At 68.3% G+C, this 25084-nt stretch carries 26 protein-coding genes; 10 read left to right on the forward strand and 16 right to left on the reverse strand.

From position 1 onward, the window contains the following. Window positions 1–3 precede the first annotated feature (3 nt). The 5 genes from ACFWPX_RS30830 to ACFWPX_RS30850 are packed head-to-tail and all read left to right on the forward strand — an operon-like array spanning window position 4 to window position 7067. The gene (locus ACFWPX_RS30830) at window positions 4–1434 is read left to right on the forward strand and encodes an ABC transporter substrate-binding protein (protein ID WP_378931404.1); all 1431 of its coding nucleotides are present in this window, start codon (window positions 4–6) and stop codon (window positions 1432–1434) included. Then, window positions 1431–2294, forward strand: coding sequence for an ABC transporter permease (locus tag ACFWPX_RS30835; protein ID WP_378931406.1), 864 nt, complete (start codon window positions 1431–1433; stop codon window positions 2292–2294). The genes ACFWPX_RS30830 and ACFWPX_RS30835 overlap by 4 nt, the downstream gene beginning before the upstream one ends. After that, window positions 2291–3034, forward strand: coding sequence for an ABC transporter ATP-binding protein (locus tag ACFWPX_RS30840; protein ID WP_378931408.1), 744 nt, complete (start codon window positions 2291–2293; stop codon window positions 3032–3034). The genes ACFWPX_RS30835 and ACFWPX_RS30840 overlap by 4 nt, the downstream gene beginning before the upstream one ends. Continuing rightward, complete coding sequence (locus tag ACFWPX_RS30845) at window positions 3031–5769, forward strand: fumarate reductase/succinate dehydrogenase flavoprotein subunit (RefSeq protein ID WP_378931410.1); 2739 nt, start codon at window positions 3031–3033, stop codon at window positions 5767–5769. Before ACFWPX_RS30840 ends, ACFWPX_RS30845 begins: the two co-directional genes overlap by 4 nt. Before the next feature lie 47 nt (window positions 5770–5816). Continuing rightward, window positions 5817–7067 (forward strand): serine hydrolase, encoded by a 1251-nt coding sequence (locus ACFWPX_RS30850; RefSeq protein WP_378931412.1) that lies wholly within the window; start codon window positions 5817–5819, stop codon window positions 7065–7067. 19 nt (window positions 7068–7086) lie between these two features. On the opposite strand, the gene ACFWPX_RS30855 is transcribed toward ACFWPX_RS30850, so the two are convergent. Both ACFWPX_RS30855 and ACFWPX_RS30860 read right to left on the reverse strand, forming a co-directional pair. Then, window positions 7087–7671, reverse strand: coding sequence for an NAD-dependent epimerase/dehydratase family protein (locus tag ACFWPX_RS30855; protein WP_378931414.1), 585 nt, complete (start codon window positions 7669–7671; stop codon window positions 7087–7089). Between the two features lie 26 nt (window positions 7672–7697). Then, window positions 7698–7988, reverse strand: a complete 291-nt coding sequence (locus ACFWPX_RS30860) for a hypothetical protein (protein ID WP_174555379.1) — start codon at window positions 7986–7988, stop codon at window positions 7698–7700. Window positions 7989–8103: 115 nt separating this feature from the next. Between ACFWPX_RS30860 and ACFWPX_RS30865 the strand changes: the two genes are divergently transcribed. Then, window positions 8104–8433 carry a hypothetical protein gene (locus ACFWPX_RS30865; RefSeq protein ID WP_378931416.1) on the forward strand — a complete coding sequence of 110 codons (330 nt, stop codon included), beginning with the start codon at window positions 8104–8106 and terminating at the stop codon, window positions 8431–8433. Window positions 8434–8505: 72 nt separating this feature from the next. On the opposite strand, the gene ACFWPX_RS30870 is transcribed toward ACFWPX_RS30865, so the two are convergent. Both ACFWPX_RS30870 and ACFWPX_RS30875 read right to left on the reverse strand, forming a co-directional pair. Next, window positions 8506–9150: a response regulator gene (locus ACFWPX_RS30870; protein WP_378931418.1), complete on the reverse strand. Its 645-nt coding sequence runs from the start codon at window positions 9148–9150 to the stop codon at window positions 8506–8508. Continuing rightward, window positions 9147–10295, reverse strand: a complete 1149-nt coding sequence (locus tag ACFWPX_RS30875) for a sensor histidine kinase (protein ID WP_378931420.1) — start codon at window positions 10293–10295, stop codon at window positions 9147–9149. The genes ACFWPX_RS30870 and ACFWPX_RS30875 overlap by 4 nt, the downstream gene beginning before the upstream one ends. A 108-nt stretch (window positions 10296–10403) precedes the next feature. On the opposite strand from ACFWPX_RS30875, the gene ACFWPX_RS30880 reads away from it, so the two are divergent. Further along, window positions 10404–10952 carry a hypothetical protein gene (locus ACFWPX_RS30880; protein ID WP_378931422.1) on the forward strand — a complete coding sequence of 183 codons (549 nt, stop codon included), beginning with the start codon at window positions 10404–10406 and terminating at the stop codon, window positions 10950–10952. A gap of 87 nt (window positions 10953–11039) precedes the next feature. On the opposite strand, the gene ACFWPX_RS30885 is transcribed toward ACFWPX_RS30880, so the two are convergent. Genes ACFWPX_RS30885 through ACFWPX_RS30920 form a run of 8 tightly spaced genes read right to left on the reverse strand, consistent with a single transcriptional unit; the run spans window position 11040 to window position 18610 of the window. Continuing rightward, entirely contained in the window at window positions 11040–11984 is a 945-nt protein-coding gene (locus ACFWPX_RS30885; protein WP_378931424.1) for an ABC transporter substrate-binding protein, read from the reverse strand. Continuing rightward, entirely contained in the window at window positions 11981–12700 is a 720-nt protein-coding gene (locus tag ACFWPX_RS30890; protein ID WP_378931426.1) for a class II aldolase/adducin family protein, read from the reverse strand. The genes ACFWPX_RS30885 and ACFWPX_RS30890 overlap by 4 nt, the downstream gene beginning before the upstream one ends. Before the next feature lie 15 nt (window positions 12701–12715). Beyond that, on the reverse strand, window positions 12716–13885 hold the full coding sequence (locus ACFWPX_RS30895) for an LLM class flavin-dependent oxidoreductase (protein WP_378931428.1): 1170 nt from the start codon (window positions 13883–13885) through the stop codon (window positions 12716–12718). Further along, entirely contained in the window at window positions 13882–14982 is a 1101-nt protein-coding gene (locus ACFWPX_RS30900; protein ID WP_378931430.1) for an LLM class flavin-dependent oxidoreductase, read from the reverse strand. The genes ACFWPX_RS30895 and ACFWPX_RS30900 overlap by 4 nt, the downstream gene beginning before the upstream one ends. Next, a complete protein-coding gene (locus tag ACFWPX_RS30905) occupies window positions 14979–16004 on the reverse strand; it encodes an ABC transporter substrate-binding protein (protein ID WP_378931432.1) in 1026 nt (341 codons plus the stop codon). Before ACFWPX_RS30905 ends, ACFWPX_RS30900 begins: the two co-directional genes overlap by 4 nt. Next, window positions 16001–16759, reverse strand: coding sequence for an ABC transporter ATP-binding protein (locus ACFWPX_RS30910; protein ID WP_378931434.1), 759 nt, complete (start codon window positions 16757–16759; stop codon window positions 16001–16003). The genes ACFWPX_RS30905 and ACFWPX_RS30910 overlap by 4 nt, the downstream gene beginning before the upstream one ends. Beyond that, complete coding sequence (locus ACFWPX_RS30915) at window positions 16756–17571, reverse strand: ABC transporter permease (protein ID WP_378931436.1); 816 nt, start codon at window positions 17569–17571, stop codon at window positions 16756–16758. Before ACFWPX_RS30915 ends, ACFWPX_RS30910 begins: the two co-directional genes overlap by 4 nt. Before the next feature lies 1 nt (window position 17572). After that, window positions 17573–18610 carry an NrtA/SsuA/CpmA family ABC transporter substrate-binding protein gene (locus ACFWPX_RS30920; RefSeq protein WP_378931438.1) on the reverse strand — a complete coding sequence of 346 codons (1038 nt, stop codon included), beginning with the start codon at window positions 18608–18610 and terminating at the stop codon, window positions 17573–17575. Window positions 18611–18822: 212 nt separating this feature from the next. Here ACFWPX_RS30920 and ACFWPX_RS30925 point away from each other — a divergent pair, with 212 nt between their 5' ends. Together ACFWPX_RS30925 and ACFWPX_RS30930 are read left to right on the forward strand one after the other, a co-directional pair. Next, a complete protein-coding gene (locus tag ACFWPX_RS30925; RefSeq protein ID WP_378931440.1) occupies window positions 18823–19569 on the forward strand; it encodes an IclR family transcriptional regulator in 747 nt (248 codons plus the stop codon). A 110-nt stretch (window positions 19570–19679) separates the two neighbouring features. Next, window positions 19680–21104: an MDR family MFS transporter gene (locus tag ACFWPX_RS30930; RefSeq protein WP_378914443.1), complete on the forward strand. Its 1425-nt coding sequence runs from the start codon at window positions 19680–19682 to the stop codon at window positions 21102–21104. 9 nt (window positions 21105–21113) lie between these two features. Here the strand turns inward: ACFWPX_RS30930 and ACFWPX_RS30935 are convergent, their stop codons facing one another. The 4 genes from ACFWPX_RS30935 to ACFWPX_RS30950 form a co-directional block, all read right to left on the reverse strand. Further along, on the reverse strand, window positions 21114–21746 hold the full coding sequence (locus ACFWPX_RS30935; protein WP_378931442.1) for a hypothetical protein: 633 nt from the start codon (window positions 21744–21746) through the stop codon (window positions 21114–21116). A gap of 55 nt (window positions 21747–21801) precedes the next feature. Continuing rightward, complete coding sequence (locus ACFWPX_RS30940; protein WP_378931444.1) at window positions 21802–22659, reverse strand: metal-dependent hydrolase; 858 nt, start codon at window positions 22657–22659, stop codon at window positions 21802–21804. Window positions 22660–22671: 12 nt separating this feature from the next. Further along, window positions 22672–23295 (reverse strand): TetR/AcrR family transcriptional regulator, encoded by a 624-nt coding sequence (locus tag ACFWPX_RS30945; RefSeq protein ID WP_378931446.1) that lies wholly within the window; start codon window positions 23293–23295, stop codon window positions 22672–22674. 92 nt (window positions 23296–23387) lie between these two features. Further along, window positions 23388–24365 (reverse strand): alpha/beta hydrolase family protein, encoded by a 978-nt coding sequence (locus ACFWPX_RS30950; protein WP_378931448.1) that lies wholly within the window; start codon window positions 24363–24365, stop codon window positions 23388–23390. A 60-nt stretch (window positions 24366–24425) separates the two neighbouring features. Here ACFWPX_RS30950 and ACFWPX_RS30955 point away from each other — a divergent pair, with 60 nt between their 5' ends. Next, window positions 24426–24962, forward strand: coding sequence for a helix-turn-helix domain-containing protein (locus ACFWPX_RS30955; protein WP_378931450.1), 537 nt, complete (start codon window positions 24426–24428; stop codon window positions 24960–24962). Window positions 24963–25084: the final 122 nt, after the last annotated feature.

Here is a 25084-nt window from a genome sequence, read left to right on the forward strand (position 1 = left end):
CGCATGAAGATCACTCGATTCGCCCCTGTCGCACTGGCTCTCGCGCTCGCCGCGGCGGGCTGCTCGCTCGAAAGTACCGACGCCGCACCGGCGGGCACCGTCAAGGTCGTCGTCGGTTACCAGTCCAAGACCATCAATACCGTCACCGCGGGCACGCTGCTGAAAGCGCAGGGCTACCTGGAGCAGCGGCTGCAGAAGATCACCGACGGTGGCGGCGCGAAGTATCAGGTGGAGTGGCAGGACTACGACACCGGCGCGCCGATCACCGCTCAGATGGTGGCCGAGAAGATCGATATCGGCTCGATGGGCGACTATCCGTTGCTGATCAACGGATCTCGCACGCAGGCCAATGAACGTGCACGGACCGAGCTGGTGTCGATCACCGGCTACAACCCCAAGGGCGCGCTGAACATGGTGGTGGTGCCCAATGATTCACCTGCTCGCTCGCTGACCGATCTGGCCGGGCAGAAGATCTCGGCCAGCGTGGGTTCGGCGGGCCACGGCACCCTGGTGCAGGCGCTGAGCCGGGCCGGGATCGACCCGGCCAAGGGTGTGGAGGTGCTCAACCAGCAGCCGCAGGTCGGGGCGACCGCGCTGGAATCACACCAGGTGAGCGCCCTGTCGCAGTTCGTGGCGTGGCCCGGTCTGCTGGTGCAGCAGAACAAGGCCAAGCTGCTCTACGACGGCGCCGAGCTGAATGTGCCGACTTTCCACGGCGTGGTGGCGCGCCGGGCGTACGCGGCCGACCATCCGGAGGTGTTGCAGGCGTTCCTCGCCGCACAGCTGGACGCGACCGCGTTCCTCAACGAGAAGCCTTTCGAGGCAGCCGATCTCGTCGCCAAGGGGTCGGGCCTGCCGCAAGAGGTCGTGTATCTCTACAACGGCCCTGGCGGTACCAGTTTCGACACCACGCTCAAGGCGAACCTGATCGCGGCGTTCAAGGATGACGTCAACTACCTGAAGTCGATCGGAGATTTCGCCGATCTCGACATCGACGCCTTCGTTGAGGACGGACCGCTGCGCAAGGCCTTCGCCGAGACCGGCCGTGGGGATTACGACGCCACGCTGGCGTCGGGGGTCAACCCGAGCAAGGTGACCGGTACCGATCCGATCTGCGCTGTGGCGGTGAGTGATCCGGCGCTCGCCGGCGAAGTCTGGGTCGACGGTGCGGACAAGCCCCAGCCCGCCGCGAACCCCGGCTGCTTGTTGCGGGCGGTGCAGGCAGCAAAGGCGCAGGGCAAGACGATTCGCGCGGTGTATGTCCCCGATGCCGAGCTGGGCACTCGCTGGTTCGCCGACAAGGCCATCTGGTTGCGCGAGGGCACCCAGTATCTGCCGTTCACCACGCAGGCAGCGGCCGACCGCTACCGCGGTTCCCATCCCACCGCCGCACCGGTCTCCTATGAGCAGGCCGTGACGGAAGTCCGCGGATGAGCACGGCTTCCGGGCTGACCACCCCGATCAGGACCGATACCGACAGCGCCGATTCCACAACTCAGCGCGACGGCGCACCCACCAGGTCGGTCTGGGTGTCGCGGGCGATCCGGGTCACCTCGGTGGCGGCGGCCATCGGTCTGTGGCAACTGCTCACCGCGGGCAACGTGCGCGCCGGACTCCGGTTCGACACCCTGCCGACGGTGACCGAGATCGTCACCGAGTTCGGTGAACATCTCGGGACCGGCCAGTACTACCTCGACGTGGCGCAGTCGCTGATCCGGATCGTCACCGGATTCGGTCTGGCCGCGGTCGTCGGGGTGCTGGCGGGCATCGGGCTCGGCCGGTCGCGGCTGCTGGCCGATGTGTTCGGGTCGCTGGCCGAGCTGATCCGGCCGATTCCGGCGATCGCGCTGGTGCCGGTGGCGATCCTGCTGTTCCCCAGCGACGAATCCGGCATCGTGTTCATCACTTTCACCGCGTCGCTGTTCCCGGTGCTGGTGAGTACCCGGCATGCGACGCGGGCGCTGCCGACCATCTGGGAGGACGCCATCCGCACGCTGGGCGCCTCGCGGCGGGAGGTGCTGACCCGAGTCGTCGTGCCCGGCATCCTGCCCGGTGTGTTCAGCGGGCTGTCGGTCGGCATGGGCGTGGCCTGGATCTGCCTGATCTCCGCCGAGATGATCTCCGGACGCCTCGGCATCGGCTACCGCACCTGGCAGTCCTACACCATCGTCGACTACCCAGCCGTGTTCGTCGGGATGATCACCATCGGTGTACTCGGTTTCCTCACCTCCGGAATCGTCGAACTGGCAGGCCGTCGGGTGACCCGATGGCTGCCGCGAGAGGTTGCCCCATGACCACGACCACCGCCGCACCTGCCGTGTCCGTCGGCATGCGGTTGAGCCTCGAGGCCGTCCGTATCAGCTACGGAACCGAAACCGTGGTGCGCGACTTCGATCTGACGGTCGCGGCGGGTGAGATCCTGGTCCTGGTCGGCAAATCCGGTTGTGGCAAGTCGACGTTGTTGCGCGCGATCGCCGGGCTGCGCAAACCCGCCGCCGGCGTGATCCGCGCCGATGAGGACACCGTCACCGGCCCGTCCGCCGATCGCGCGCTGGTGTTCCAGGACGACGCGCTGCTTCCGTGGCGCACCGCTCGCGCCAATATCGATCTGGCGCTACACCTTCGGGGAGTATCGCGGAGCGAGCGCGCGACGCGTTCGCAACGCTGGCTCGACGAGGTGGGGCTCAGCGGCTACGCCGACTATCTGCCGCGCGATCTGTCCGGCGGCATGCGCCAACGGGTTCAGCTCGCCCGCAGCCTGGCGGGCTCGCCGCGCGCGGTGCTCATGGACGAACCGTTCGGCGCACTCGACAGCCAGACGCGTTCGGAGATGCAGCGCCTGCTCGTCGACACCTGGCGCGCACACCCGACCACGATCGTTTTCGTCACCCACGACCTCGACGAGGCCCTGCTGCTCGGCGACCGGATCGCCGTGCTCGGCGCCGGCTCGCTACGCGCGGTCGTCGAGGTGCCCGACGCGCGCGAACCGGTGGACCGCAGCGCCCTGCGGGCCCGAATCCTGGAGTCTCTATGAACATTCCCGAACTGTCCGATCGCATCCGTCTCGACTGCGACGTGCTCGTCATCGGTGGCGGCACCGCAGGCACCATGGCCGCGCTCACCGCCGCCGAGTCCGGCGCGAACGTGCTGCTGCTCGAGAAGGCGCATGTGCGCCATTCCGGTGCGCTGGCCATGGGCATGGACGGCGTGAACAACGCCGTCATCCCCGGTAAGGCGGAACCGGAGGACTACGTCGCCGAGATCACTCGCGCCAACGACGGCATCGTCGACCAGCGCACCGTGTACCAAACGGCGACGCGGGGTTTCGCGATGGTTCAGCGGCTCGAGCGCTACGGGGTGAAGTTCGAGAAGGACGAATACGGCGAGTACGCGGTGCGCCGGGTGCACCGGTCCGGGTCGTATGTGCTGCCGATGCCCGAGGGCAAGGATGTGAAGAAGGCGCTCTATCGCGTGCTGCGGCAGCGGAAGATGCGGGAGAAGATCCGCATCGAGAACCGGCTGATGCCGGTGCGGGTGCTCACCGCAGGCGGCCGCGCGGTGGGGGCGGCCGCGCTGAACACGCGCACCGGCGAATTCGTCGAGGTGGCCGCGAAAGCGGTGATTCTGGCGACGGGCCCCTGCGGGCGGCTCGGCCTGCCCGCGTCGGGCTATCTGTACGGCACCTACGAGAATCCCACCAACGCCGGTGACGGCTACTCGATGGCCTACCACGCCGGTGCGGAACTCTCCGGAATCGAGTGCTTCCAGATCAACCCGCTGATCAAGGACTACAACGGCCCTGCCTGCGCGTATGTGGCCAACCCGTTCGGTGGCTATCAGGTCAACGCCGAGGGTGAACGGTTCGTCGACTCCGACTACTGGTCGGGTCAGATGATGGCCGAGGTGAAGCAGGAGATCGAATCCGCCCGCGGACCCATCTATCTCAAGGTGTCGCACCTGCCGGACGAGACGCTGTCGACACTCGAATCGATCCTGCACACCACCGAGCGCCCCACCCGGGGAACCTTCCACGCAAATCGCGGGCACGACTACCGCACGCACGATATCGAGATGCACATCTCCGAGATCGGTTTGTGCGGTGGACATTCCGCGTCCGGTGTGTGGGTGGACGAGAACGCGCGAACCACGGTGCCCGGCCTGTACGCGGCGGGTGACCTGGCGTGCGTGCCACACAACTACATGATCGGCGCGTTCGTCTACGGCGATCTGGCGGGCGCGCACGCGGCGTCGACACTGGCCGGGATCGACGCACCGGCAGACCTGCCCGAAGACCAGCTCGCCGACGCCCACGACCTGATCTACCGGCCGTTGCGCCAGCCAGAGGGGCCACCGCAGCCACAGGTCGAATACAAGCTGCGCCGGTTCGTGAACGACTATGTGGCGCCGCCGAAAACGGCGGCCAAGCTCTCGATCGCCGTGGAGACCTTCGAACGGATGCGCGCCGAGGTCGACGGCATCGGCGCACAGACACCGCACGAACTCATGCGCGCGGTCGAGGTGCAGTTCATCCGGGATTGCGCCGAAATGGCTTCGCGCAGTTCGCTGACCCGCACCGAGTCGCGGTGGGGTCTCTATCACGATCGCGCCGATCTGCCCGAGCGTGACGACGAGTCCTGGAATTTCCATCTGAACCTGCGCAAGACGGTCGATGGGGCGATGGAATTCGTGAAGCGTTCGGTGGCGCCCTATCTGGTTCCGGTGCCCGGTCTCGACGACGTGCCCTCGGCCGAGCCGATCGTCGAAGTGATCGCGCAGCCCGAACTGGTCGGGACGCGGGCGCCACAGCGCGAGGCCCCCGTCCGCACCGAGGCCGCGCCGGTATCGCCGTCCTCGCCTCGGCTGGTCACCCTGCTCGCGCTGGATTCACCTGCGGTCGAGGACCTTTCGAGCTACCTCACGGATGCCGATCCGGTGGTGCGGGTCGCGGCGCTGTCGGTGCTCACCGAGAACACTCCGGACGGATTCGCCGACGAGCTGGTGCGGGCGCTGGGCGACGAGGCGGCCTCGGTGCGCCGAGCGGCCACCGAGAGTCTGCGGGAACTGGTCGAGGTACTCGCGGGGGCCGGTGCGCTGAGCGAGCATCTGCGCTCCCCCGATCCTCTGGTCCGTGCGACCGTGGTCGATCTGCTGCGCGCGCTGCGGGCCGGATCGGCATCGGATTACCTTGCGGCACTTGGTGATACCGACCATCGAGTCAGGATCGAAGCGGTGCGCGCGCTGGTCTCGCTCGACGACGCCGATGCGGTGTCCTCGATCGCGGGCGATGCCAACCGTGAGGTGCGCATCGCGGTCGCGCACGGGCTCGCCTCGATCGGTGACGGCGGTGTCGAGGTGATCCGCGTGCTCGCGGGCGACCCCGATCCCCTGGTCCGCGCCGCCGCGCTCACCGCGTATGCCGCACTGGGCACCGCCGAGGCGGATATCGCCGAACTCGCTGCGGCACTAGACCATTCCGCATGGCAGGTGCGTGTCGGTGCGGCGCGTGGACTGGCGGGTTCGACCCCGGAAGCGGGCGTGGTGCCGTTGGGCGAGGCGCTCACCGACCGTCACCTCGACGTGCGCAAGGCGGCGGTACTCGCCCTGTCCACCTGGCCGAGCAGCGCCGCCGCCCTCGACGCGCTGGAGTCGGCGATCACCGATCCCGACGCCGACGTCCGTGCCTACGCCCGCCGCGCGGTGACCGCCGCGGGTCGCGTACCGGACGACGCCGTTCGTGCCGACGCGACCCTGACCGAGGCCAGGGCATGACCGCCACGCTCAGGATTATCACAGCTCGCCGTCGGTAGGCTGGCCCGATGAGTGCACTTCCAGCCACGTTGGTGAGGGTTACCGAGGATCTGGACGCGGTGACCACGATCGGCCACGAGGACGATCCGGCCGATGCCGGGTCGTCGCGTGCCGACGTCGAGGCGATCTGGGCGTCGGTGCGCGCGTGGTATGCGATGGGCACGACACCGGCCATTCAGGTCTGCCTGCGGCGCAACGGCGGGATCGTCCTGAACCGGACCATCGGTCACGGCTGGGGCAACGCACCGAGCGACGGACCGGACGCCGAGCGGATCCCGGCGACACCGCAGACACCGTTCTGCGGGTTCTCCACCGCGAAGGGCGTCGCCGCCACCCTGATGTTCATGCTCATCGAGCAGGGCGCGTTCGCGCTGAAAGACCCTGTGGCCGAATACATTCCCGAGTTCGCGGCCCACCGCAAAGGCATGATCACCATCGGCGATGTGCTGTCGCATTCGGCGGGCATTCCGTTCATCACCGCACCACACAGCGGAACCGCCGCGGTCCTCGACGAGGAACTGGCCCTCGCCGCCCTCACCGATCTGGTGCCGAGCTGGCCGCCCGGCCGTTTCCGCGTCTACCACGCCTTGACCAGCGGACTGATCCAGCGACTGCTCGTCCAGCGCGCCACCGGCAAGCGGATGCGCGAGCACCTCGCCGACCAGGTGCTGACACCGTTCGGCTTCCGCTGGACCAACTTCGGCGTCGATCCCGTCGATGTCGGCAAGGTCGTGCCCAGTGTGAAGACCGGCCCACCGCAGCCCCGCCTCGCCCGATTCCTGGCGAACAAGGCACTGGGCGGCCATATGGACAAGGCGTCGAAGGCGACCAACGACGCGTTCCTCGCCGCCGAACTCCCCTCCGGCAACCTGGTCACCACCGCCTACGAACTGTCGCGCTTCTACGAAATACTCGCGCGCGGTGGCGAATTGGACGGAAGAAGAATCATCGGTCCCGGCACGTTGCGCGACGCGATCGCCCCCGCCGATCGCATGCCCGGCCTGGCCGGTCGCGTCAGCCGCGCCGGATTCGAGCTCGGTGCCCGCCGCTCGAAATTCGGCCGCGACACCGGATCGCACTTCGGCCGCAGTGGCCTCACCACCCAGTACGGCTGGGCCGACCCCGACCGGGGCTTGTCGGGTGCCGTTCTGACCAGCGGCAAAGCGACCACCGATCTCGATCGACCATGGCAGCTGGTCGCCCAGATTTCCGACACCCTGCGCCCGCTACCCCCTGCCGGTCGGCTCTTTCGTCCCTGATCGGACCAGCACAAACGCACTATTCGGGATCGACGACGACCACGACGCCGGTCGGCGCTTCGAGCAGATCGAGTGTGCGCGCGGCGGCGGTGTCGACGTGGATGCGGGGATGCGCCGGTGGGGTCGACTCGTAGTACGTCCCGGGACCGTAGAACTGGCCGTAACGCAGCACCACGCCGCCCGCGGCCAGGACGGCGGATTCGTGGGTCGCGATCGCCGCACCGCGGCCCGCGGGCGGTGCCCAAGCGATGCTCTGGGCGATAAACCGTGTCGCCCCGGCGGCCGCGGCGGCCGCGAGCAGATTGGCGGTGCCCTCGGTCCGGATACGGGAGTTCGCCTCGCCGGAGGCGGCCAATCGCGCCACATCATCGGGGAGGTCGGTGAGCTGGTGCATGACCAGTTCCGGAGCGAAGTCCATTACCGCGGTGGTGAGGCCGTCGGCGTCGTAGACGTCGTGGACCACCGCGCAGGCTCCACTCGCGCGGACGGCCGCCGCTTTACCCGGGGAACGGGTCAGGCCGGCCACCTCGTGACCGGCGCCGACCAGCAATGGCAGCAACCGAGATCCGATGACGCCCGTGGCGCCCGCGAGAAAGATACGCACGCCCCCGACAGTAGCGGGGGCGGTATTCAGGCCCCGATGACCGCGTTCATGATCGTGCCCGCGCTGGTGGCGACCGCGCCGCCCGCCATGGCGCTGGCGATCATCTTCGGCGACTGCAGACCGCCGCCGTTCCACTTCTCCCAGGCGAAGCGGCCACCGCCGTAGGTGATGGCGGTGACGCCGGATAACAGGATCATCCAGGTGAAATACCGGCCCAGCTGCATCACTTTGTCGGCCATCGGCGGTGCCTCCGGCGTGGGATTGCCCACCTGGGCGACAACGATGCCATATGTGTCGTGCACTGCGGCCAGGATCATGCTCACGATCGGTGCTCCTTCGTCGGTTGTTCGTGGTGAAGCCGATGTCGAGAACTCGTGACGCGGTAGAACCCAGATATGCGGTAGAACCCAGATATGTTGAACATTCAACCTCATGGGCGTTTCGGTGACGTGGGCGACACTCCGCGCAAACCATGACCGCCATCACACGCGCGGATCCGTGCCCGCGTCGCGCCGTGCCCCTACTATCGAACGTGCGGGGCTTGTTCAGATTCGGCGCGACGAGGCGCTGACCACCACCTTCATCGCACGACTACCGTACCGCGAGGAGGGCACGATGGCTTTCCTGATTCCCTTGTTCTTCGCGTTTCTTCTGGTAACCGCAGCAGTGGTAATGGTTTCCTACGCCACCGTTTTCCTGACTTATTGGTTTGAATCACGCCGGATCCGTCCGGAACAGTCCGACCCGCAACCTGCACGCTGAGCCCCGTTCCGACCTGATGTCCCGGTATCCCACGAGGTACCGGGACATCGTCGGTTTCACCCCCGATCGCGGTCAGGGCAGATCGAGACCGGACTGCGATGCGATCACGGCGGCCTGCACGCGCGACTGCACGCCGAGCTTGCTCAGCACCCGGGAGACGTGCGTTTTGACCGTGGCCTCGCCGATCCGTAGGCGCGTGCCGATCTGAATGTTGGACAGACCGGCGCCGAGACCGGCGAGTACCTGCCGTTCGCGGTCGGTGAGCGCGGACAGGTCCGGCGCGGGCGGGACGTCCCCCACGCGGGGCAGCGCGGCGATCACCGCGCGCGTCACCTTCGGATCGAGGACAGCGTCTCCGTCGGCGACGGCCAGCACGGCGCTGACCAGGTCGTCGCCGCCGACGGACTTGAGCAGGAATCCGCTCGCACCGGCCGAGAGCGCGCCGAGGACGTATTCGTCGATGGCGAAGGTGGTGAGTACCAGCACTTTCGCGCTGGTCTCGGCGACGACGGCGGCGGTGGCCTCCAGCCCGTCGACGCGCGGCATGCGCACATCCATCAGCACCACATCAGGGCTCAGGGCACGGGCTTGCCGCACCGCGGCGGCGCCGTCGGCCGCTTCGCCGATCACCCGCACTTCGCCGGAAACCTCGAGGAGCATCTTCAGGCCCGCTCGGATGGTGGCGTGATCGTCGGCCACCAGTACGGTCACTGTCACTTGTCCCCCAGTGGAATTCGCGCGCACACGCGCCAGGTGCCGTCGTGTGGGCCCGCGGTGATCGTGCCGTCGACCGATTCCGCGCGAAACATCATGTTGCGCAATCCATTTCCCTGACCCTGGGCTGCTCCCGGTGGGATCGAATTCGTCGCGGTCATCACCAAGCGTGTCGCATCGCGGCTCAATTCGATGTCGAGTGGTGCGCCGGGTGCGTGTTTGGTCGCATTGGTCAGGGTCTCGCTCAGGATCCGGGTGACGACGGCCTCGATCGCGATGGGCAGTTCGAGGTCTCCCGGCCGTCGCAAGGTCACCGCGCCGCCTGCGGCCTCGGCCGCGTCGATCAGGCCGTCCAGGGACGACAGTCGCGTGGTCACCGCGGTGTCGTCGGGTGCGGTCAGCAACTCGATGGTCGTTCGCATTTCTTCCAGTGCGGCCAGACTGCCCGAGCGGATCGTCCGCAGGACCGCCATATTGCCGGGATCCTTCTGCGCCACTTCGGCCAGGATCGCGACCGCGGAGACGTGGCCTGCCACCGCGTCGTGCAGGTCGCGGGCCAATCGCCTGCGCTCCTCGCCGATCGCGGCGGACCGTTCGGCGTCGCGCGCGGTGAGCTCGGCGCGAGCGGCGTCGCGTTCAGCGTCGACCGTGCGGCGCGAGGCCCGTACCGCGCGCGCGTATCCGAGCGGCGACCAAGTGAGCGCGACGCCGATCAGGCCGGTGTACAACGCCGCTCTGACGCCGAACACGGTGAGCGCGAGCAACGAACCGCCCACGGTGACCGTCAGCGAGAACCAGGCGACGACCGCGCCGAGCCGGTCCGATCCGGTGCTGACGGCCAGGTAGATCACGTCGGTCAGCGCGATCCACAGCGGCAGCGACGGTCCGAGCACGAAGTCACCGGCCAGCAGGGCGACCATCAGGCCGAAGCCGAGGGCGGGCTTGCGTTGCGCGGTCATCTGGATCACGAACGCCGCGCCGAGCAGCGCCAATTTCGCCGGCGGTGGATACAGGTCGCGGTCCACCACGACCGCCCAGCCACCCGCGGCCCACAGCAGCAGCCCCACCAGAAACACCCCGACGGCGGCGGCGGTCGCGCTGTCGAAGGCTTCCGCGAGCCGGCTCAGGGGCGTGCGGGGTGGTGGCATGCCCCATTTCAGCACACCGCTGTGACGCCGCGGGTCCCCCGAAAGGCGGACCGGACAACGCCCCGAAGCGGGACGACGGTCCTGCGGTGTCCCCGGCACAGTGAGGGAATGGACGAACTGAGGAACCCTGTATTGCTGACGATCGCCGCGTGCGAAGTCGGTTTCTGGGTGCTGGTGGTGGGCGGTTTGCTACTGCGCTACGCGATCCGGCTGCCGCGCGCGAGCACGGTGACGCTGGCGCTGGTGCCGGTGCTGGATGTGGTGCTGGTGGTGGCGGTGGCGATCGACCTGCATCGTGGCGGTGAGGTGACCTTCGCCCATCGGGTCGCCGGGATCTACCTCGGCTGCACGGTGATGTTCGGTGGCCGGATCATCCGGTGGGCCGATGAGCGGTTCGCCCACCGGTTCGCCGGTGGGCCGGTTCCGGTGAAGGTCCCGAAGTACGGGCCCGAGCGAACGCGCAAGGAGTGGGCCGATTTCTCCCGTTGGCTCGGTGCGGCTGCCATCGCCGGCGCGCTCACCTTGGTGCTGAGCTATACGGTCGCCGATGCCGAGCAACGCGAGCAGTTGATGGGGGTATTCGGCAGCCTCGGTGTGATCACCGTGATCTGGCTGGTCACCGGGCCGGTATGGGTCACGGGGTCGCGTAACGGCTGAGCCGATAGGCGGTACTCGGGCCGCACTGATATCGAGCGATACTCCGGGTGACCCAGTTGGTCACCCGGAGTATCGCTCGTCGATGGCTCAGACGGCGGCGGCGGCCTGTCCGGTGACGACCTCACCGATCCACGGCAGCACCGCGGACCGCACGTCGACCGTGCGCGGGAGCAGCCCGTTCGCCGCGAGGAGGTCGGCGGCGCGCTGCTGTTCGTCGAGGAAGTCCGCGCTCACCGGGTGCACACCGAACGGACGGCCGCGCAGCGCCGCCTCCCAGGCATCCAGATCGGCGGGCAGGCCGCGTGCCTGCGCGTCGTCGACGAAGTACTGGGCCGCCTCGCGCGGATTCGCGGCGATCCAGGCGTCGGATTCCTGCAGCGCGGCCAGCACCGCTTCCACCGCGGCGCGGTTGCCTTCGGCCAGGTCGCGGCGCGTGAACCACAGCGACGGGTGGCTGAACACCGACGCGGTGTCGACCAGGGTGGTGAGCTCGGTGGCCGCCTCGACTTCCCGCAGGCCGGGGTAGGTGCCGACCCAGGCGTCGAGTTCGCCTGCCAGCAGCGCGGAGCCGCCACCGCGCACATCGACGTCGACCGGCTCGACGTCGGCCCAGGTGAGACCGGCCTGATCGAGGGCGAACAGCAGCAGCGTGGTCTGCCACGAGCCGTGCGCGATCCCGACCCGTTTCCCCTTCAGATCCGCGGCGGAGGTGATGCCACTGGCCGCCGTCGCGACCAGTCTCCCGTTCTCCACGCGCGGGCCCGAGATGCCCAGGTAGACGATGTCGCGCTCGTTGGCGAGCGCGGTGAGCGGCGGGGTGAAGCCGGTGCCGATGATGTCGTAGCCGCCCTCGGCGAACAGCCAATCCGAATGTTCGCCCGGCAGTGCGGTTTTGGGGTCGATGCGGTCGGGGTGCGGCAGTGCGCGCAGGTCGACCCATTCGACGTCGGGCAGCAGGCGTTCCAAGATCCCGCGGTGGCGCAGGACGAACAGCGAGTTGTTGTGCGGGAAGTAGCCGACCCGGATGCTCATCGCGCGTCTCCGATCAGGCCGAGGCGACGGGCTTCGTCGGCCAGACCGCTGCGCTGCCACTGCACGGCGAGGTTCGACGGATCGAATTCGACCGAGCCGCCGAGGGTTTCGGCGATCGCCTGGTACTGCGCGCCCTCCTCGAGCAGCACGACGAACTTCGCCAGCTCCAGCAGGCCGGCGCGACCGATCACGTTGGCGCCACCGTTGGCTTCGAAGATCGCGACCAGGTGCGGGTCGACCTCGAGGCGGCCGAGGATGAAATCGCCCGCGCCGATCGTGCGGTCGATGTGCGGCGGGATCTCGCGCGACAGGGTGAGTCGCTGCGAGGCGGCGTAGCGGATCGGCAGCGTGCGGTGGGTCTGGGCCCAGCCGCCGAGCCACGGCGTGTGGATGTGGACGACGGAGGTGATCTCGGGGTGGGCGCGGAACACCTTCGCGTAGCCGGTGACGAATCCGGCGGAACCCTTGCCGGACAGCACTTCTCCGTCGAAGGTGGCGACGACGGGCTCGACGGTGCGGTCGTCGGCCCACGGGCCGGGCGCGTTGAGAGCGACGGCGATCTCCTCGCCGGGCACCCGCTCGACGAAGTTGACGGTGCCGTTGCCGGTGACGGTGCCGGTCTCCCGGAACACCCGGAACGCGGTGTCGGCGTCGCGGGTGACCGTTTCGACGAAGGCCGTGACAGCCTCCGGCAGACGGGTTTCGGTGGTGGTCATCGAATGGCTCCTGCGTTATCGGGCCGTCGCGAGGACGGTGTCGGTGGACGGGGTGGTGAGCCGGGAGCGGCCGAGCAGCGGCAGGACTTCCTCGCCGACCCGGTAGGCCTCTTCCAGGTGCGGGTTGCCCGCGAGGATGAAGGCGTCGACGCCGAGGCCGATCAGTTCGTCGAGCCGCTGGGCGACCTGCTCGTAGCTGCCGACCAGGCCGAAGGCGGGGCCGCCGCGGATCAGGCTGAATCCGGCCCAGACATTGGGCTGGACCTCGAGATCGCGGTAGCCGGTGATGGTTTCGGGCACCCATCCCGCGATGCGGGCGGCCCCGACCGAGTCGCCTTGGGCGGCGCGATTGGCGGCGTCGCGGTCGACGAAGGCCCAGCCTTTCTCGATCTCGGCCCAGGCCGCTTCCTCGGTGTGGCGGGCGACGATGTCGATGCGGACCGCGAACTTCGGTGTGCGGCCCGTTGTTTCGGCGTTGCGGCGGACACCGTCGAACTTGGCGCGCAGGTCGGCGTAGGGCTCGAGCCAGGACAGGTAGTAGTCGGCGTGGCGGCCCGCGGCGGCGACGGCGGCGCCCGAGGAGCCGGAGAAATACACCTCCGGGAACGGGTGTCCGGCCAGGCCGGGCGGTAGCGCGGCGCCCTCGGTACGGAAGAAGCGGCCGTCGTGGTCGAAGGGTTCGCCGTCCCATACCCCGCGCAGCACGTCGAGGAATTCGCTCGTTCGCGCGTAGCGGTCGTCATGGGAAACCTTGTCGCCCCACCACAATTGGGCCGCTCCGCCGCCACCACTGATGATGTTGTAGACGAGTCGCCCGCCGGTGGCGCGCTGCAGGCTCGCCGACATCCTGGCCGCCTGCACCGGATGCAGGAAGCCGGGCTGGAAAGCGACCATGAAACGGTAGGTGGTGGTCTCGGCGGCCAGCGCAGCGGCCACGGCCCACGGGTCGTCGGTCACCGGGAACGACGGCAGCAGCCCGCCGAGAAAGCCCGCCGATTCCGAGGCTTTCGCGACCGCGACGACATGGTCGAGATAGCTGTACTGATCGAGTGCGCCGTCGCGGATCGCCGGTGCGATATTGCCCGGTCCGTAGCCGCTCGCATTGCCCCGGTTGTAGCGGCGCGGGGTGCGCAGGGAGGCATGGTCGCCTTCCATGCCGATGCGCCAGTAGACGTCGATGGTCATGCGGTGAGCTCCTGCGCGGTGGTGAGGGTGCGGCCGATCGGGTCGGCGAGGAACAGCAGGTGTTCGCCGGCCCGGTGGATTTCCTCGATGTTCGGGTGTCCGGCCAGCACGAAGGTCTGCACTCCGGCGCTCTCATAGGCCGAGAGTTGTTGTGCCACCTGCTCGTAGCTGCCGACCAGGCCGATGCGCTGGTCGTAGCCGAGGGCGTCGAAGCCCGCCCAGCGGCCGTCGCCGAGCGTGTGTTCGACCGCGGTGTCGGGCCGGTCCAGCTCGGCCCACTGTCGGTGGACCCTGGCCCAGGCTTCGTCCTCGGTCTCCCTGGCGATGATCGGCAGCTCGAGGCCGGCCCGTACCCGGCGTCCCGCTGCAATGGCCCGCTCCCCCAATTCGGCGACGGCACCGGCGATTCCGTCGGGGCTCTCGACGAACAGGTGGACGTCACCGTGCGCGGCAGACAGCGCCAGCGCGGCCGGTGAGGTGCCGCTCAGATGCACGCTCGGGAACGGCAGACCGGACAGGATCCCGCGGAATCCACCGTCGATCACGTCGTAGTAGCGGCCTGAGTAGTCGAAGCCGGTACCCGCGAATCCAGCTGCGCCGATCTCGTTCTCGTTCCAGACGCCGCGCGCGACGGTGAGGAACTCCGCAGCGCGGTCGTAGCGCTCGTCACCGGTGACGCGGTCGCCGCGCGAGCGGGCCTCGGCGTCGTCGGTGTCGACGGCCAGCCGCCAGTTCAGCCGGCCTGCCGCGTGCCGCTGCAGGGTCGCCGACACCTTGGCCGCGTAGACCGGTGTGCCGAAGGCGGGCTGGAATTCGACAGTGACCCGGGTGTAGCGGGTGGCGCGCAAGGCCGCCGCCGCCACGATCCAGGATTCCTCGCCGAGCGGGTCGTAGGGCGCGAGGACACCGTCGAAACCGTTCAGCTCGGCGGCATCGACGATCTGGGCGAGATCGTCGAACGGGCCGAACCGGCCGGGCCGGACATCGGTGGCCCCGGTCGGCGGCGTCGGCGGGCCGAAGCCACCGCGACCACGCAGTTCGGGCTTCCCACGGCGGCCGTCGCCGCGGCTGGGCAGCCGCCAGTGGAACTCGGTCATGCGGGCACCCGCTCGACGGCTACCAGCTCCTGCGCGCGAGCCAACGGCTCAGGGTCGACCCAGGATTCGAGGTCGAAGTCCGCGGCCAGGAAGCCGTGGGTGTAGAGGAACTGCTTCTGCACGCCGAGCAGTTCGACGCGTTCGGCGGTGAGCGAGGGATGCAATCCGCGATGGAAGTCGTCGCCGTAGGCCGCGGCGACACCCGCGGGCCCGGACAGCGTTTCGCGCTGCAGCACCGCGCGGACGCCGTCGAGATCACCGGCGGCCCAGTCGGCGGCACGCAGGCTCTGCGCGAGGAAGCCGATGACGACATCGGGCCGCGACTCGAGCAGGTCGGCATGCACGGTGATCGGACGCGGTGTTCCGTTGTTGACGCGCAGATGCTTGGTGGCCGAGGCGTCGAGGTCGACCGCGACGCGCAGCCCGTTCTCCTTCGCCACTTCCTGCGCACGGGCGCCCTTGACGTAGATGGCGTCGACCGTGCCGTCGAGGAGTTCCTCGACACCCCACGTCGTCGAGCGTCGTGCGCTCTGGATCGCGGTGCGCACCTGCGGGTCCCGCTCGACGTCGAGCTCGACGACCCGGACGTCGGCCAGGGTCAGCCCGGCGGGGCGCAGCGCATTGGCGAAGCCGTGCAGCGCCATCGCGCGCGGGAAGCTACGGGCCTGGTCCTGCGCCCATGCGGGGACACCGATGCGCAGACCAGCCAGGCCCGCCGCGTCGGTGACCGGCGAATCGGGGCCGACCAGGATCGCCTGGGACTCGTCGATCCAGGTGAGGCCGATCAGGCGGGTCGGCGAACCCTGCGCGCGGGCGGCCAGCGCGGGCACATTGCCGCCCTCCCGGATCAGGCCGGACAGGTCGTGTGAGAAGTGGTGGCCGGCGAGCTCGGGGCCCGCGTCCTGCAGGACGCCGAACTCGAGGCCCGCGTCGGCCGCGGTCTGGCCGAGCCAGCCGAGGCTGTGCGCGAGACCGCTGGCAGTCGGCACGGGGCAGCGGGTGTACCACAGGGTTTCGGTCATGACAGGCTCCTTGGGTGTGGTCCGACGCCGAGCTGGGCGAGGAATCGCGTTCGGTAACCGAGGGTTTCGGGTGCGGTGTGGTCACGCGGGTGGGGTAGGTCGATGACCTCGTCTACGGCGAAGCGGCCGCGGTCGAGGATGATCACGCGGTCGGCGAGCCGGATCGCCTCATCCACGTCGTGGGTGACCATGAGGACGGCGGGCCGGTGCCGGGCGACGAGATCGCCGACCAGGTCCTGCATCTGGAGCCTGGTCAGTGCGTCCAGTGCCGCGAACGGTTCGTCGAGCAGCAACAGTTCCGGTTCCCGCACCAGCGCCCTGGCCAGCGCTGCGCGCTGTGCTTCGCCACCGGACAGCGTGGCGGGCCACTGACCTGCCTTGCCGTCGAGGTGAACCTCGTTCAGCGCGCGCACACCGGCGTCGCGCTGTGTCTTGCCGCGCCGCAGGCCGACGATCACATTGGCCAGCACCCGCTTCGAGGGAATCAGGCGGGGTTCCTGATAGACGGTGGTTCGGCGGGCGGGCACCAATACCTCACCGGTATCCGGTGTTTCGAGCCCGGTGAGCAGGCGCAGCAGCGTGGTCTTGCCCGTGCCGCTCGGGCCGAGCAGCACGACGAACTCGCCGCGGCGGATGGTCAGGTCGACTCCGTCGAGAACTGTCTTCTCACCGAACGCCTTGCGCAGTCCGGTGATCGACACCGCCACCGGCGCTGGGCTCGCCACTTCGATCGGCGCGGCTGCTGTCGTCGTCATCGGATCGCCACCTGCTTGCGCCAAGGCATCGCGTAGCGTTCCGCGAGCCGTACGAGTGCGTCGAACACCAGACCGAGCAGCGCGTAGAGAACCACGCACAGCACCATGTAGTCGGTGCGGTTGTATTCCTGGGCCAGTGTCACCAGGTAGCCGACGCCCTGCTGGGTACCGACCTGTTCGGCGGCGATGAGCGCGGTGATGCTGATCGACAGGCACACCCGCAGCGCCATCAGGATGCCGGGCAGCGCGGCGGGCACGATCACCTCGACGACGAGCCTGGTTCCGGTGAGCCCGAAACTGCGTGCCGCCTCGACCATCTTGCGGTCGACATTGCGCACGCCGAGATAGGTGTAGGCATACATCGGCGCCGTCGTCGCCACCGCGATGAGCAGCACCTTGTACAGCTCATCGATCCCGAACCAGGCGATGAACAGCGGCACCAGCGCCAGGAACGGCACCGCGCGCACGATCTGCATGGTCGAGTCGACCAGCTCCTCGCCCAGGCTGGACAGCCCCGACAGCAGGCCGAGCACCAGCCCGACGCCGACGCCGATCGCCACCCCGGCGGCCGCGCGCCAGAACGAGGCGAGCGCGAAGTCGACCAGCTGGCCGCTGTCGAACAGTTCCACGAAGGCCGACCAGACCGCGCCGGGGCCGGCGATGACCCGCGGCGAGATGGCGCCACTCGCCGAACCCGCCCACCAGGCCAGCACGATCGCGGCGGGCAGCGCGGCGCGCAGGCTCAGCGACAACCACCGGGGCCGCTGCCGGGCGACGCGCGCACGGGGCGCAGCCAATGCGAGAGTCGCCATGTCACTTGTCCTTCAACGCGGCGAGCTGGTCCGCGGTGAGCTTGGACTTCAGGTCGTAGAAGATGTCGGCGGCGGTGATCCGGCGGGGAATGACGCCGTTGTCGGCGAAGGTGTTCACCACATCGGCCAGATCGGCGGCATCGGACTCGACCGGCAGCCGGGGCACCCTCGCCTCACCACCCACGCGCACCGCGTCGGCGAGCCGGTCACCGGTCAGCGCGCGCGGGCCGGACTTCTCGAAGACGTTCTCGAAATCGGCGGGCGTCGCCTTCTGCTTCGCGGTAAGTCCCTGCAGCACTTCGAGATACTTCGCCGCGACATCGGGTCGCTGATCGAGGATCTCGGTGCGGAAGACCACGACGGAGTTGTCCTTGGAGCCGATCTGCTTCTCGGTGACGATCTCCACCGCGCCTGCCGCCTTGGCTTCCTGGTAGGGCACCAGGAACGACGCCCACGCGTCGACCTTGCCGGTGGCGAATGCCGAGGCGGCGTCCTTCTGCTGCAAGGGAACCCGGGTCACCTTGTCGGCCGGGATGCCCGCCTGAACCAGGGCCTTGAGCGTGATGTACTCGCCTTTGGCGGCGGGGTTCACCGCGATGCGCTTGCCGACGAGACCGGCCACGTTCGTCACCCCCGATTCCGGGCTGACGACGATGCCGCTCTGATCCTGGCCCGCCGGGTCGGCCACCGCCACGATCTTCACGCCGACGTCCTTGGACAGCGCGCCGACGACGGGGCTGAAGGCGGCACCGGAGACATCGAGTTCGCCGGTATTGAACAGCTTCAAGGTGGAACTGAAACCCGGTGTGGTGCTGACCCATTGGATCTTCGCGCCCAGTGGGGCCAGCGCCGCGTCGAAGCTGCCGTCACGCTTGCCGACCGCGAGCGGACCACTGTTGCCGGGATCGGTGACCTTGAGAACGAACGGGGTGTCGGCCCCGTTTTCGGGCGTCGCGCCGGAGCCACACGCCGCGACGAGGGCAACGACGGGGACGATCGCGAGAGCGATTCGCGAGAAGGCCGGCAGCCTGCGGGACATCGGGGCTCCTGTTCGGGGCTGGGGGTTGATGCCTTCGCAGCGTAGGAGCGGGTACGGCGCCGGACGAGGTATGCCTTTCCATGGATCGGAAAGCTTGACACGGCATGACTCCTCGTTCTATGGCCTTCGAACGCGATCCGAACCTTCTTGCTTTCCACATAGTGAAATCGCTGACCGATTTCTGTTCGAACGTCTGTGTTACCGTCGATTCCGTGGAGACCTCCGGCGTGCAGACCGTAACCAGGGCCCTGTCGGTACTCGACTGCTTCCGTGGCGGTGAGGAGCGTGGGGTCTCGGAGGTCGCACGCGCCCAGGGACTTGCGGTCAGCACCACACACCGCCTGCTCGGTGCGCTCGTGCAGGCCGGGTTCCTGGAGAAGGACGCCGAATCCAGCCGCTACCGCATGGGCGGGGCGCTCGCCGAATACGGCCAGATCGCCTACCGCCAGCACCGGATCTATCTCGCCGAGCCCTACCTCGAACAGTTGGCCGCCACCACCGGCGCGACCGGATCGGTGGCCACCCGTCACGGCATCCACGCGGTGTTGCTCGGCACCAGCCGGTGGCGCGAGAGCGACGGCCACAAGTTGCAGGGTGTCCGGCTTCCCCTGCACGCCAGCGCACTCGGCAAGGCGCTGCTCGCCTGGACCGACGCCAGTGACGACGAACTGCGATCGCTGCCCTATGAGGAGGGCACCGAACGTTCGGTGTCGGGACCGGAAGAGCTTCGCGCCGAACTGATCACCACGCGTGAGCGCGGTTACGCGTTCAACGACCGCGAACTCGATCCCGGATTCCGCACGATCGGCCTGCCGATCCTCGACCCACACGGCCGCTGCCGGTTCGCGCTCGGCCTGCGCGGACCCGCCGCGTTGATGATCGACGAACGCGTGCCGTTCTTCGTCGAGCTGGCCAAGGTCACCGCGGCCGACATCGCGGCGAGGTTCGCGCAGGACTGAGACCGCGCCGGACGCCGATCGCGTCACACCCTGGGAAAAGGGCGCGCGGGAACAACCGTGCGGCCGATACCTTGAACCGAGTGGTTAGTCGAAGCAATGAGAGGACCTCGGTGGCGACCGATACCGTGAGCCCGGCCGTCGGCCTGCGTTCCGAACGAGGTGCGATTCTCGCCTCGCTCATGCTCTCCACCGGGTTGGTCGCGCTCGACTCGACCATCATCGCGACCGCGGTCCTCACCATCACCGACACCCTCGGTGGGTTCGCGATGTTCCCGTGGTTGTTCTCCATCTACCTTCTCGCGCAGGCTGTTACGGTGCCGATCTACGGCAAGCTCGCCGATATGGTGGGGCGCAAGCCGGTGATCCTGTTCGGGATCGTGGCGTTCGCGGTGGGGTCACTGCTGTGCGGGCTGGCCACGAGCATGGTGGCGCTCATCGCCTTTCGGGCGATCCAGGGCATCGGGGCGGGTGCGATCCAGCCGATGACGATGGTGATCGCCGGTGATCTGTACACGCTGGCCGAACGCGCCAAGGTCCAGGGTTATCTGGCCGGGGTGTGGGCGAGCTCGGCCGTGCTCGGGCCGCTGCTCGGCGGCATGTTCGCCGACCATCTGAGCTGGCGGTGGATCTTCCTGATCAACCTGCCGCTGTGTGCGGTCGCGGGCTGGATGTTGGTGCGCCACTTCACCGAATCGGCGGTGCGGAGCACCCAGCGAATCGACTACCTCGGCGCGATCCTGCTCACCGTCGGCGCAGGTGCCTTGATCTTGGCCCTGCTCGAGGGTGGGCAGGCGTGGGAGTGGACCTCGCCGATCTCCCTGACCTTGTTCGTGGGCAGCGTGGCGGTGCTCGTACTTTTCGCAGTCGTCGAGTTGCGGACGGCGAATCCGATTCTGCCGCTGTGGATCTTCACCCGGCGGGTGGTGATCGCGAGCAGCACGGTCTCCCTGCTGGTCGGCGCCGTTGTGCTCGGATTGACCTCGTATGTGCCGACGTTCGCCCAGGGTGTGCTCGGGACCAGCGCGCTGGTGGCCGGGCTCACCGTCGGTGGGCTCACCCTCGGCTGGCCGCTCGCCGCGACCCTGTCCGGAAAGCTGTACCTGCGCTGGGGCTTTCGCATCAGCGGCGTGATCGGCAGCACGATCGCCGTGCTCGGCTGCGCGACCACGCTACTCGTCGGCCCCCAGGCGAGCCCCTGGCAGATCGCGGCCTCCTGCTTCCTGATCGGCAGCGGCATGGGCTTGGTCGCCTCCCCCACCCTCATCGCGGCACAGGCCAGCGCGCAATGGCACGAACGCGGCGTCGTCACCTCCGCCAACATGTTCGCCCGCTCCCTCGGCAGCGCACTGGGCGTCGCGGTGTTCGGCGCCATCGTCAACGCGGGCATCCGCAACCCCGACCATCCGGCACCCAGCGAGCTCGCCCACGGCATCCACCTGGTGTTCGTCGCCATGCTGGCCATGGCCGTCGTCATGCTGATCGCCGCCGCGACCATGCCGGGCCGCGCGTCCGGTGGCCGCGCCCCGGTCACCTAGCGCCGGCGCTCAGCCGTGCGGATCCGGTTGCGGGGTGTCGGTCCGGGCGCGACGATCGAACTCCTTCCGCGTCTCTTTGAGCGTTGCGAGCCGTTCGTTCAGATCGATATCGGCGGCCGATTCGAGCCCGAGATCCTCTCGAATCCCGCTACGCAACAGGCGCACGGCGAATCCCAAAGTGTCGTTCACGTAGAAGTCCACCGCCGCGACCGCCGCGGGATCGCTCGCGTCCACTTCGAGCACCGCTCGATGGCCGATGCCGAGGCTACGATTCGCCTCGGACGCGAAGTCGATGGCCCGATCCGACAACACCATCTGCGCACGTGAATAGCTCTCGCGCAGGGTATCCCACGCCCCCTGCAGTCCGGCGAGGTCAGGACTACGCCCATCGCGCTTCTCATCGAGGTAGCTCCGTGCCGCGGCGCGCAGGGAATGAGCCGCGGTGTTGAGAGCCGCGTAGATTGCTCGCTTCTCATCGGTCGCCTCTTTGCGACCGAGCTCGCGCAGTTCTTCTGTTCGATAGACACGCTGCATCTGCGCGTCGATCCGCTTGCTGCGAATCGCGAACACCTGCGTGACGATTCCGCCACCGAGCGTGCCGACAACAGTGATCGCGGCGACTGACACATTGGTCCAATCCATACCGGCGATTCTTCCTGCCTACCACCACCATTCGCTACCCGCAGGTCGCTACGCGTCAGTGGAGATGGTCGGCCAGGGAGCCGTCGGTGCCGAACAATTCGGCGGTCCACCGCTCGAGGACGGCGGTGTTGTCGACATCGTCGGGATGGAATCCCGGCCGGAGGTAGTCGCGCACGCGGCGGCGGACCGACCGCGCGACGAACGGCGAATACCGAAGCCTCGCCAGACTCTTTCCGAGCACGAGCGGGTGATAGGCCGTGCGGTCACCCAGCAGTGACACCGCGGTGTGCACGGCGATGCCCGCACCGAACAGGGCGATGATCGCGCCCATCACGATGATTCGCCGTCGTTCGCCACCACCGACACTGCGATAGACATCGAAGGCGACGGCGCGGTGTTCGGATTCCTCGACGGCGTGCCACAGCAGCATGGACCGGACTTCGGTGGAGCCGAGCAGCCGGCGGGCGCGTTCGTCGGTGAGCAGGGTTTCGGCGAGCACCGCGGTGAAATGTTCCAGTGCGACCGTCATCGCCAGGCACGTCAACGGCGAGAAGACCCGTTCGTAGGTGGCGAGGATCCGATGCGTGGTGCGCTCCTCCCACCGGGTCGGGTAGCCCATCTGCGCGAGCCGCTCGTTGAGCACGCGATGCTCACGACCGTGGGTCACTTCCTGTCCGACGAAACCGCGAACCTCACGCATGAGGTCCGGATCGGTGATCTCGTCCGCGAACGCGCGCACCGAGCGGACGAAGAACTCCTCGCCCTCGGGAAACGTCGCGGACAGATAGGCGATCAGATGGCTCGAGACCAGGTCACCGTCGACATAGTGGCGATCCAACGATCCACTGGGATAGTCGAAGCGGATCCGGCGGACTCGGGGCGGGCGTTTTCCGGCGGTCGGTTCGTATGCCATGGGAACTCCGTTTCAGGCGTCTGCCGGTGCTGGATCGTCGGTGAGCTGAGCGCGCACCATCGTCTTGAACAGGTCGAGTACCGCCGCGGCGTCGTAGGGCCGGTGACCGGGCAGTGAATCGGCCACGGCCAGCCCTGTCATCAGCGAATACACCAGGTGCAGCGTGGTTCTCGGATCGAATTCGATGTCGGGGAACAGCGCGGCGAAGACATGCTCGCTCGCGGCAAGGAAGTGGCGGTCCATCGCCGCGACGGTGGTAGCCAGCTCGGGATCGGTGCGGGCCGCGGTCCACAGTTCGTTCCAGGCGAGAAAAGTGGGTCGCGAATACATCGCCCACAACATGTCCAGGGCACTGTCGATGGGGTCGGCGGTGGGGTCCCGGCGAGCCATGGACTCCTGGTACTCCTCGATCCGGCGGTCGAAAGCGTGGCCGACCGCCGCGGTGAGCAGTTCGGATTTGGCGGGAAAATGGTGCAGCAGTGCGCCCATCGACACCCCTGCGCGATGAGCGACCTCACTGGTCGTCGTCCCACGAAAGCCGAACTCCACCAACGTGTCGAACGCCGCGTCGAGGACGACGCGGCGCGTCTCACTCCGTCGTTCGGCCTGCGTTCGCCGGATTCGCTGTGTGGACATGGCACCAGCATCGCACAACAAACCGTAAACAGACACGGTTTCTTCTAAGTTAGCCCGGACGATGCCGGGCTGCTCGAGTGCCGAACCGGCGGTCAGTGCGCCATGATCCACTCCGCGATATCTGCCACGACCCGGCCGTCGACGTGCTGTGGCCGCGCGTAGTCGGTGGGCATCGACGGTGTGTCGCCAGGAAAGAACAGGTGGTCGGCGGCGGGATAGGTGCGGATGTCGACGTCGGCGCGATCGCCCAGGCCCGCTCGCCACAGCGCGAGGTCACCGTCGACAGTGACCTGATAGTCGCGCTCGCCCTGCAGGATCAGCATCGGGATGTCGAGGGACGCCGCGACCGCGACCGGGTCGTAGGCGCGCAGGTCCAGCCAGTACGCGGCGGATTGACCGAACGGCAGATCCTCGGTCGGTGTCTCGAGCGAGAGCTCGGGACTGTCCACCAGTTCCGCCTGCCCGATGACCGTCTCGACCGGCGGGAACGCCGCGACCGCAGCCGGATCGAGCTCCGCGAGATGGCGCAGAACCCGCACCATGGCCCACCACATCGGCTGTGTGTCACCGGCCAAGGTGACGATCCCGGCGACCGAGGGGGAGGCTTCGGCCACTCGCGGTGCGATCCTGCCGCCCATGCTGTGTCCGACCAGATGGATTCGCTTCGCGTCGATATCCGGTGCCGCGCCGAGGATTTCGATCGCGGCCAGGGCATGGGGAAGGTATTCGTCGCACAGGGTGAACTCCGGCGTGGCCGCGACCGTGTCGGCATGGGTGAGGGTGACCTTGTCGAAGCGCAGGACCGCGATTCCACGGCAGGCCAGTCCCCACGCGAGGTCCCGGTAGATCCGGTTCGGGCCGATCGTTCCATCACGGTCGAACGCGCCGCCGCCGGCCAGGAGGACGACCGCCGGGTGCGGTCCTCGGCCGACCGGCACGCTCAGAACTCCCGCGACGGCGAGCCCACCGGAACCCACGGTGACATCGCGGTCAGTGAAGGCCGCCGGGTTCACATAGTCCGGGATCTGCCACGAATCGGCGCCTGCCCGCTCTGTTTCGTTGATTGTCATGGTGCTCCGTCCACTATTCTCATCTTTGCGAACGGTATCATATGTGAGAACCTAGAAGGCATGGACTCGTTGGAGCTACTGACGCACCCGGTGCGGTTGCGCATCGTGCACGCGATGTCGGGCGGGCGGATCCACACGACCGCACAGCTGAGCGCGATGCTGCCCGAGGTCTCGAAGGCGACGGTGTATCGCCATGTCGATCTGCTGGCGTCCGGTGGCGTGCTCGAGGTCGTCGACGAACGCCGCGTGCGCGGGGCGGTCGAACGGCGCTACCGGCTGCGCCGCGAACGCGCGAGCATCGACGGCACCACCGTGACCCCGACGGACCATCGCCAGATCTTCGTCGCCGCGATGGCCACGCTGCTCGCCGAATTCGACGCCTACATCGGCGACGACCGCGCCGATCCGGTGGACGACCTCGTCGGTTACCGACAGCACTCGCTGTGGCTCGACCCCGACGAACTCGCACAGCTGATCACCGGACTGCGCGCCGCGATCGCACCGCATTTCGACAACGCGGCGACGCCGGGCCGTTCGGAGTATTTGCTCAGCCCGATCCTGTTTCCGCTCAACCGGGGACCCGAAGCCACAGCGTAGACAGTCCCGGGATCACCGACCGAGGTTCCGCCGCCCCCCCACCCGGGGGGGCGGGGCGGGGGGGCGGGGCGGCGGGCGGTCTGTATGTTTTGTTCAACAAACCACACAACGGCCGGGGGCTA

Source organism: Nocardia sp. NPDC058518, from assembly GCF_042719655.1.
GTDB lineage: Bacteria > Actinomycetota > Actinomycetes > Mycobacteriales > Mycobacteriaceae > Nocardia.

Excerpts from the sequence above, each read along its gene's own strand:
- ACFWPX_RS30830 (WP_378931404.1), top strand. The coding sequence starts at position 4 with ATGAAGATCACTCGATTCGCCCCTGTCGCACTGGCTCTCGCGCTCGCC.
- ACFWPX_RS30835 (WP_378931406.1), top strand. The coding sequence starts at position 1,431 with ATGAGCACGGCTTCCGGGCTGACCACCCCGATCAGGACCGATACCGAC.
- ACFWPX_RS30840 (WP_378931408.1), top strand. The coding sequence starts at position 2,291 with ATGACCACGACCACCGCCGCACCTGCCGTGTCCGTCGGCATGCGGTTG.
- ACFWPX_RS30845 (WP_378931410.1), top strand. The coding sequence starts at position 3,031 with ATGAACATTCCCGAACTGTCCGATCGCATCCGTCTCGACTGCGACGTG.
- ACFWPX_RS30850 (WP_378931412.1), top strand. The coding sequence starts at position 5,817 with ATGAGTGCACTTCCAGCCACGTTGGTGAGGGTTACCGAGGATCTGGAC.
- ACFWPX_RS30860 (WP_174555379.1), bottom strand. The coding sequence starts at position 7,988 with ATGATCCTGGCCGCAGTGCACGACACATATGGCATCGTTGTCGCCCAG.
- ACFWPX_RS30865 (WP_378931416.1), top strand. The coding sequence starts at position 8,104 with ATGGGCGTTTCGGTGACGTGGGCGACACTCCGCGCAAACCATGACCGC.
- ACFWPX_RS30875 (WP_378931420.1), bottom strand. The coding sequence starts at position 10,295 with ATGCCACCACCCCGCACGCCCCTGAGCCGGCTCGCGGAAGCCTTCGAC.
- ACFWPX_RS30880 (WP_378931422.1), top strand. The coding sequence starts at position 10,404 with ATGGACGAACTGAGGAACCCTGTATTGCTGACGATCGCCGCGTGCGAA.
- ACFWPX_RS30885 (WP_378931424.1), bottom strand. The coding sequence starts at position 11,984 with ATGAGCATCCGGGTCGGCTACTTCCCGCACAACAACTCGCTGTTCGTC.
- ACFWPX_RS30890 (WP_378931426.1), bottom strand. The coding sequence starts at position 12,700 with ATGACCACCACCGAAACCCGTCTGCCGGAGGCTGTCACGGCCTTCGTC.
- ACFWPX_RS30895 (WP_378931428.1), bottom strand. The coding sequence starts at position 13,885 with ATGACCATCGACGTCTACTGGCGCATCGGCATGGAAGGCGACCATGCC.
- ACFWPX_RS30900 (WP_378931430.1), bottom strand. The coding sequence starts at position 14,982 with ATGACCGAGTTCCACTGGCGGCTGCCCAGCCGCGGCGACGGCCGCCGT.
- ACFWPX_RS30905 (WP_378931432.1), bottom strand. The coding sequence starts at position 16,004 with ATGACCGAAACCCTGTGGTACACCCGCTGCCCCGTGCCGACTGCCAGC.
- ACFWPX_RS30910 (WP_378931434.1), bottom strand. The coding sequence starts at position 16,759 with ATGACGACGACAGCAGCCGCGCCGATCGAAGTGGCGAGCCCAGCGCCG.
- ACFWPX_RS30915 (WP_378931436.1), bottom strand. The coding sequence starts at position 17,571 with ATGGCGACTCTCGCATTGGCTGCGCCCCGTGCGCGCGTCGCCCGGCAG.
- ACFWPX_RS30920 (WP_378931438.1), bottom strand. The coding sequence starts at position 18,610 with ATGTCCCGCAGGCTGCCGGCCTTCTCGCGAATCGCTCTCGCGATCGTC.
- ACFWPX_RS30935 (WP_378931442.1), bottom strand. The coding sequence starts at position 21,746 with ATGGATTGGACCAATGTGTCAGTCGCCGCGATCACTGTTGTCGGCACG.
- ACFWPX_RS30940 (WP_378931444.1), bottom strand. The coding sequence starts at position 22,659 with ATGGCATACGAACCGACCGCCGGAAAACGCCCGCCCCGAGTCCGCCGG.
- ACFWPX_RS30945 (WP_378931446.1), bottom strand. The coding sequence starts at position 23,295 with ATGTCCACACAGCGAATCCGGCGAACGCAGGCCGAACGACGGAGTGAG.
- ACFWPX_RS30950 (WP_378931448.1), bottom strand. The coding sequence starts at position 24,365 with ATGACAATCAACGAAACAGAGCGGGCAGGCGCCGATTCGTGGCAGATC.
- ACFWPX_RS30955 (WP_378931450.1), top strand. The coding sequence starts at position 24,426 with ATGGACTCGTTGGAGCTACTGACGCACCCGGTGCGGTTGCGCATCGTG.